Genomic DNA, 5,911 nt, shown 5'->3' on the forward strand with positions numbered 1-5,911 from the left:
CGCCCGCGACGCGGCCCGCCCGTTCGTCCTCGCCGCGATCGCCGACGACGACCTGCGCCCCGTCGCGTTCGCCCTGCGCCAGGACGCCCTCGACGGGCCCGTCACCCTCGAGATCGCCGGCACCGGCGACCCCGACGCGGCTCGGGCCCAGTGCGCTCGGATCGTTTCCCTCGACCACTCCGCGGTGGGCCTCGTCGGCCCCGACTCCGTCGCCACCCGCGACCCCGCGATCGGCGATCTCCTCGAGCGCCACCACGGCCGCCGTCCCACCCTGTTCCCGAGTACCTACGAGGCCGCGGCGTGGGCCGTGATCTCCCCGCGGATCGGGACGACGCGGGCCGCGGCGCTGACCCGCCGGATCGCCGCCGACCACGGCGCGACGATCACACTCGCCGGCGAGACGGTCACCGCGTTCCCGGCCCCGCACACCCTGCTCGGCCTCGACGAGATCCCCGGCCTGCCCGCCGAGAAGGTCCGGCGCCTGCACGGGGTCGCCCGGGCCACCCTCGACGGCGACCTCGACGTCGCCCGCCTGCGCGCCCTCGGCCCCGACGGCGCCCGCGCGGCGCTGCGGCGGATCCGCGGGATCGGCGAGTTCTGGTCGTCGGGGATCTGGTTGCGCGCCTGCGGGGTGGTCGACGAGTGGCCCGACGAGCCGCGCGCCACGGCCGCACTCGCCCGCCGCCACGGCCGCGACCCGCACGACTACGACGACCCCGCGACGCTCGCCGCGGCCACCGCCCCGCTCGCGCCCTTCCGGATGTGGGTGGCCTTCCTGCTCCGGATGAGCGGCGAGTGACACCCGAACGGGCCGGTGGTCGAGGTCGCCGACGACGCCGGGCCCTACGAGCGTCTCGTCGGGTGGCTCGGCCGCGACCCCGCGGTCACAGCGTCCCGCTGAGCGCCTGGAGCCCGAGGCTGCTGACCCCGACGAGCGCCCACAGGCACGCCCCGAGCAGCAGCGGGCGGACCCCGGCGCGACGCAGGTCGGCCACCCGCAGCGAGAGCCCGATGCCGGCGAGCGCCGTCGTGATGAGGAAGGTGCCGACGGCGGTCAGGGCCGGGTGCCACGAGGACGGCACCACCCCGACCGTCGTCAGCGCCGACGCCGCGACGAACCCGACCAGGAAGAGCGGGACGAGGTGCGTCCACGGCACGCTGCGCCACCCGCGCGGCCCAGCCTCGCCGGCGCTGCCACCCGGGCCGGCGCCGACGCCGTCACCGGAACCGGGACCGGGACCGGGACCGCGGCGCGCCACCCAGAACGCCATCGCCATGACGACCGGGATGATCATCAGGCTGCGGGTGAGCTTGACGACGACGGAGTACGTTCCGGCGTCGCCGCCGTAGGCGTACCCGGCGGCGACCACCGACGAGGTGTCGTTGATCGCGGTCCCCGCCCACAGGCCGAACGCGTGCGGGTCGAGCCCGAGCAGATGCCCGAGCGGCGGGTAGGCCAGCACCGCGACGATGTTGAAGGTGAAGATCGTGCCGATCGCGTAGGCGACGGTCGACTCCCGCGCCTTGAGCACCGACTGCGTCGCGGCGATCGCCGAGGCGCCGCAGATCGCGGTGCCGACCCCGATCAGCATCGTCGTGTCCCGCTCCACGCCCAGCAGCCGGCCGACCGCCCAGGCCCCGCCGAGCGCAATCGCGAGGGTCCCGAGCATCACCGGCAGCGACGAGGAGCCGACCGAGGCCACCTGACGCAGCGACAACGTCGCGCCGAGCACGACGATCGAGGCCTGCAGCACCGGCTTCGACGCGAACGCGAACCCGGGCCGCCACCGGTCGCCGGGGTGCAGCACGCTCGCCAGGAGGACACCGATCACGATCCCGAAGACCGGGCCGCCGACGACGGGGACCTCGGCGCCTGCGGCGGTCGCGACGGCGGCCACCCCGAGCGCGACGACGAGTCCTGGGGCACGTCCGCGCGCGGCCTCCACGGCCCGGCCGCCGAGGCCGGTCGGTGTCACGGGGCTCTCGGGCGCCGGGCGGGGTCGCGACTCGGCGCCGGTCTCGGTGGTGGCCATCGGATTACCTCGCTGTTCCGGGTCGGGACGACGGGCGGTCAGGACGCGGTGGTGAGCCCGAGGTCCGCGGCCCTCGAGAAGTCCTCGGCGACGAGCACGACGTCGTGGCCCGCGCGGGCGAGCAGGCTCGCCGCGATCGAGGCCCGGTAGCCGCTCTGGCAGTGCACCCAGAGCCGCACCGCGGGCAGCTCCCCCGCCCGGCGCTCGAGCTCGGGCAGCGGCAGGTTGAGGGCCCCGACGACGTGCCCCGCGCGGAACTCGTCGGCGCGCCGGACGTCGAGGACGGTCGGATCACCGGCACGGCCGAGGTCGTCGAACGTCGCCGTCGGGTGGCCGCGGGTCGGCTGGTCCCCGGCCACGCGCGCGATCGGGCCGACGGCACGCCCGACGGGACGGTCGATCCCGATGCGCCCGAGTCGACGCTGGGCCTCGGCGACCTGGTCCTCGTCCTCGCCGATCAGGGCGACCGGCGTGCCCCATGGGATGAGCCACCCCAGCCACGTCGAGAACGGTGGGGCCAGCGCGATCCCGATCGACCCCGCGAGGTGCTCGCGGGCGTGGGTGTCGCGCTCCCGGAGGTCGACCACCCACTCGCCCGCCGCGACCCGCTTGCCGAGCTCGTCGGGCCCGAGGTCGGACAGCGGCGAGAGATCGACCGGGTCGGGGCCGGCGAGGTTCGCCGGAGCCATGTGGGCGTAGTAGGCCGGGAACGCGGTGAGGCCGTCCACCATCCGCGCGGCGAACGCGCGCTCGTCGGGCTCGCGCAGTGCGTCGTTGGTGACCCGCTCGTCCCCGATCGTGCCGCGCGCGGCCCCGGAGGACCCGGAGGACCCGCCCGCCGAGCAGAAGCTCCCGAACCCGTGGGTCGGGTAGAGGGCGGCGGCATCGGGCAGCGCGTCGGCGAGACGGCGCGCCGACCGGTACTGCGCGCGGGCGTGCGCCTCGGCCCGGTCCGGCTCGACGAGATCCGTCCGGCCGACGGCGCCGTAGAGGAGCGAGCCCCCGCTGAACACCGCGGGCGGACCGGACCCGTCGTCGACGACGTAGCTCAGGTGGGTCGGGGTGTGCCCCGGCGTGGCGACCGCTCGCACGGTCAGGCCCGCGAGGGCGACCTCGTCGCCGTCGCGCACCGGTTCGCGCGCGAAGTCGACCGGGTCCGCCGCGTTCACGAGGTAGGGGACGTCGTGCCGACGGGCCAGCCCCAGACCGCCGGTCACGTAGTCGTTGTGCACGTGTGTCTCGCAGACCAGCGCGAGCGTGAGCCCGTGGGCGTCGAGCACCGCCTCGACCCGGTCGATGTCGCGCTGCGGGTCCACCACGACGGCCCGGTCACCGTCGTGCACGACGTAGCTGCGGTCACCCAGGTCCTCGGTGCTGATCGTCTCGACGAGCATGTCCACCTCCGGGATCGAAATGTCCGGACCTTTATGTCCGTACATTAAGGGCGGCAGGATGTACGGTCAAGCCGGGAGGAGGGCGCGTGGGGCCGAGGGCACTGGAACGAGCGGGTGGGCGGCCCCTGTGGTCGCAACTGCAGGACGACCTGTTGCGCCGCATCCGCGCGCACGAGTTCGACGCCTCGTTCCCCGGCGAGCTCGCCCTCACCGAGGAGTACGCGGTCAGCCGTCACACCGTGCGCCAGGCGCTGGGCCAGCTGCGCGCGGACGGCATCGTCGTCGCCGAGCGCGGGAGGCCGCCGCGGCTCGCGCGGGGCGGCCCGCCCCCGGGGATCGACCAGCCGGTGGACGAGGTCTACAGCCTGTTCGCCTCCGTCGAGGAGTCCGGCCGGACCCAGACCAGCACCGTGCTGCGGTTCGACCGGATCGCCGACGGCATCGTCGCGACCCGTCTCGGGCTCGAGGAGTCCACGCCGCTGCTCCTGCTCGAGCGCCTGCGCCTCGCCGACGACGAGCCGCTGGCCTGGGATCGGGTGTGGTTGCCGTGGGCCGACGCCGAGCCGCTCGTCGGGGTCGACCTCACCCGCACCGCGCTCTACACCGAGCTGGCCGCCCGCGCGGGCATCCGCGTCGACGGCGGCCGCGAGCGCATCCACGCCGACGTCGCCGACGTCGCCGTCGCCCGCCTGCTCAGCATCCCCGCGGGAGCACCGGTCTTCGAGATCGACCGCCTCGGCTCGTCCGGGGACCGCCCCGTCGAATGGCGCCACACCACCGTGCGCGCCGACCGCTTCTGCCTGACCGCGACCTTCGGGACGGGCCACCCGGCGTCGACGCCGTGGTCGCTGGAGCAGGCCGGTCCCGCACACTGAGGGCCCGACCCGACGCCTGGAGGACACCGATGGACGGCACCGCGCTGACCCCGGAGGCAGCGACCTCGCTCGCCCGGTGGCACGAGATGATCGCGGCGGGGGACCTCTCCGGGCTCACGGAGATCGTGCACCCCGACGCGGTGTTCTCCTCGCCGGTCGCCCACACGCCCTACCGGTCCGGCGACGCCGTCGTCCTCGCCGTCTCCACCGCGTTCGCGGTGTTCTCCGACTTCACCTATCACCGGACCTTCGTCGCGGACGGCGGCCGCGACGTGGTCCTGGAGTTCCGGGCGCGCGTCGGCGACCGCGACGTGCACGGCATCGACATGATCGCCTTCGACGACGACGGGCTCATCGTCGCCGTGGAGGTCATGGTCCGACCGGCCTCGGGCCTGCAGGCCCTCGGGAAGGAGATGGGCGAGCGGATCGGGAAGCAGCTGACGAGCTACGCCTGACGGCGGATCAGCGCGCGGGCTCGATGTCGTCGAGCCAGGACCGGACGGTGCTCGCGGTCAGCCCGTTGACCGGCGCGAGCAGCTCCCGGAGCTGGATCGTCATGCCGGTGACGGCGGCGCGATCGAGGCGGCCTTCCGAGCCCCCACGCGCGCTGAGCTTGCGGGCCAGATCGATGACGCGGTCCCGGCTGCCGCCGTCGAGCCCACCGTTGTTGAGCTCCTCGATGTTGGCCAACACCGAGCGGGCGGCCACCCGGGCTTGTTCTCCTGCGCGGTCCTCCTCCATCACGCGCCGACGCTACCGGAGGAGTGCACCCGCTCGATAGGACACAATTCGTTGTGCCGCGCACATGTGGCGAGCGGTCAGCGGGGCAGGCCGGCGGGGATCCTGCCGTCGCGCGGCGACGGCGCCGTCTGCGGCTCCTGGCCGCCGGAGGCGGGCGTGACCCCGTGCCGGAGCAGCGAGTTCCGGTGCGCGACGATCGCCGTCGCGAGCTGGTCTGCGTGGGCGCGGACCGCGCTGCTCTCGTCCCCGGCGACGTCCTCGACGGCCCGCCCGAGGACGTCGGCGACGCGGGCGAGCTCGTCGAGCGCGTCGGCGGACCAGACGAAGCGGTCGGCGCTACCGGACGCGGTGCGCGCCTGGGTCGCCAGCTCGCGCAGGGCCTCGACGGCCTCGCGGGCGCTCGCCGTCTCGCACTTCTGTCCCGCCATGCCCCGTGGCTACCCGGACGTCGAGCGGGCACGCACGGGAGATCGCGAACATGCCTGACGTCACATCGATGCAACATCGTCTCGTCCGCGGCCTCGGCGAGCCGGCCGAGCACGCTCCGGACCGTAGCGTCGGCGACCATGAACGCTCCGGCATCCGAACCCACGGTCACGCTCGTCACCGGGGCGAACAAGGGCCTCGGTCGCGAGACCGCCCGGCGCCTCGTCGAGGTGGGCCACACCGTGGTCGTCACGGCACGCGACCCTTCCCTCGGCACGCGGGCCGCCGCCGACCTCGGGGCCGACTTCGTCCCTCTCGACGTCACCGACGACGCGAGCGTCGCCGCCGCGGCCGGGACCGTCCGGAACCGGTACGGCCGGCTCGACGTCCTGGTCAACAACGCCGGCGTCGTCGGGCCGCGACAACCCCTGCCCGACGTCAC

8 protein-coding genes are annotated in these 5,911 nt (G+C 74.9%); 4 read left to right on the plus strand and 4 right to left on the minus strand.

Annotation, left to right across the window (positions count from 1 at the left end; all coding sequences use genetic code 11):
• Positions 1 to 799, plus strand: a 799-nt coding sequence (locus VGI02_RS03775; protein WP_331625922.1) for a DNA-3-methyladenine glycosylase family protein, incomplete at its 5' end; no start/stop codon positions are given.
• 85 nt (positions 800 to 884) lie between these two features.
• Here VGI02_RS03775 and VGI02_RS03780 read toward each other — a convergent pair.
• On the minus strand, positions 885 to 2,033 hold the full coding sequence (locus VGI02_RS03780) for a YeiH family protein (protein ID WP_331625923.1): 1,149 nt from the start codon (positions 2,031 to 2,033) through the stop codon (positions 885 to 887).
• 38 nt (positions 2,034 to 2,071) lie between these two features.
• Positions 2,072 to 3,427 carry an MBL fold metallo-hydrolase gene (locus tag VGI02_RS03785; protein ID WP_331625924.1) on the minus strand — a complete coding sequence of 452 codons (1,356 nt, stop codon included), beginning with the start codon at positions 3,425 to 3,427 and terminating at the stop codon, positions 2,072 to 2,074.
• An 86-nt stretch (positions 3,428 to 3,513) separates the two neighbouring features.
• Between VGI02_RS03785 and VGI02_RS03790 the strand changes: the two genes are divergently transcribed.
• Together VGI02_RS03790 and VGI02_RS03795 are read left to right on the plus strand one after the other, a co-directional pair.
• Positions 3,514 to 4,302: a GntR family transcriptional regulator gene (locus VGI02_RS03790; protein WP_331625925.1), complete on the plus strand. Its 789-nt coding sequence runs from the start codon at positions 3,514 to 3,516 to the stop codon at positions 4,300 to 4,302.
• A gap of 29 nt (positions 4,303 to 4,331) precedes the next feature.
• A complete protein-coding gene (locus tag VGI02_RS03795) occupies positions 4,332 to 4,757 on the plus strand; it encodes a nuclear transport factor 2 family protein (RefSeq protein WP_331625926.1) in 426 nt (141 codons plus the stop codon).
• Between the two features lie 7 nt (positions 4,758 to 4,764).
• Here the strand turns inward: VGI02_RS03795 and VGI02_RS03800 are convergent, their stop codons facing one another.
• Together VGI02_RS03800 and VGI02_RS03805 are read right to left on the minus strand one after the other, a co-directional pair.
• Positions 4,765 to 5,046: a hypothetical protein gene (locus VGI02_RS03800; RefSeq protein ID WP_331625927.1), complete on the minus strand. Its 282-nt coding sequence runs from the start codon at positions 5,044 to 5,046 to the stop codon at positions 4,765 to 4,767.
• A gap of 74 nt (positions 5,047 to 5,120) precedes the next feature.
• Positions 5,121 to 5,471 (minus strand): hypothetical protein, encoded by a 351-nt coding sequence (locus VGI02_RS03805; protein ID WP_331625928.1) that lies wholly within the window; start codon positions 5,469 to 5,471, stop codon positions 5,121 to 5,123.
• Between the two features lie 138 nt (positions 5,472 to 5,609).
• Between VGI02_RS03805 and VGI02_RS03810 the strand changes: the two genes are divergently transcribed.
• On the plus strand, positions 5,610 to 5,911 hold a 302-nt coding region (locus VGI02_RS03810; RefSeq protein ID WP_331625929.1), incomplete at its 3' end, for an SDR family NAD(P)-dependent oxidoreductase.

Origin of the sequence: Actinomycetospora sp., from assembly GCF_036497245.1 — a bacterium.
Lineage (GTDB): Bacteria > Actinomycetota > Actinomycetes > Mycobacteriales > Pseudonocardiaceae > Actinomycetospora.

Bases quoted from the DNA above. Each gene is read 5' to 3' on its own strand.
- VGI02_RS03795 (WP_331625926.1), top strand. From the start codon at position 4,332: ATGGACGGCACCGCGCTGACCCCGGAGGCAGCGACCTCGCTCGCCCGG.
- VGI02_RS03785 (WP_331625924.1), bottom strand. From the start codon at position 3,427: ATGCTCGTCGAGACGATCAGCACCGAGGACCTGGGTGACCGCAGCTAC.
- VGI02_RS03805 (WP_331625928.1), bottom strand. From the start codon at position 5,471: ATGGCGGGACAGAAGTGCGAGACGGCGAGCGCCCGCGAGGCCGTCGAG.
- VGI02_RS03780 (WP_331625923.1), bottom strand. From the start codon at position 2,033: ATGGCCACCACCGAGACCGGCGCCGAGTCGCGACCCCGCCCGGCGCCC.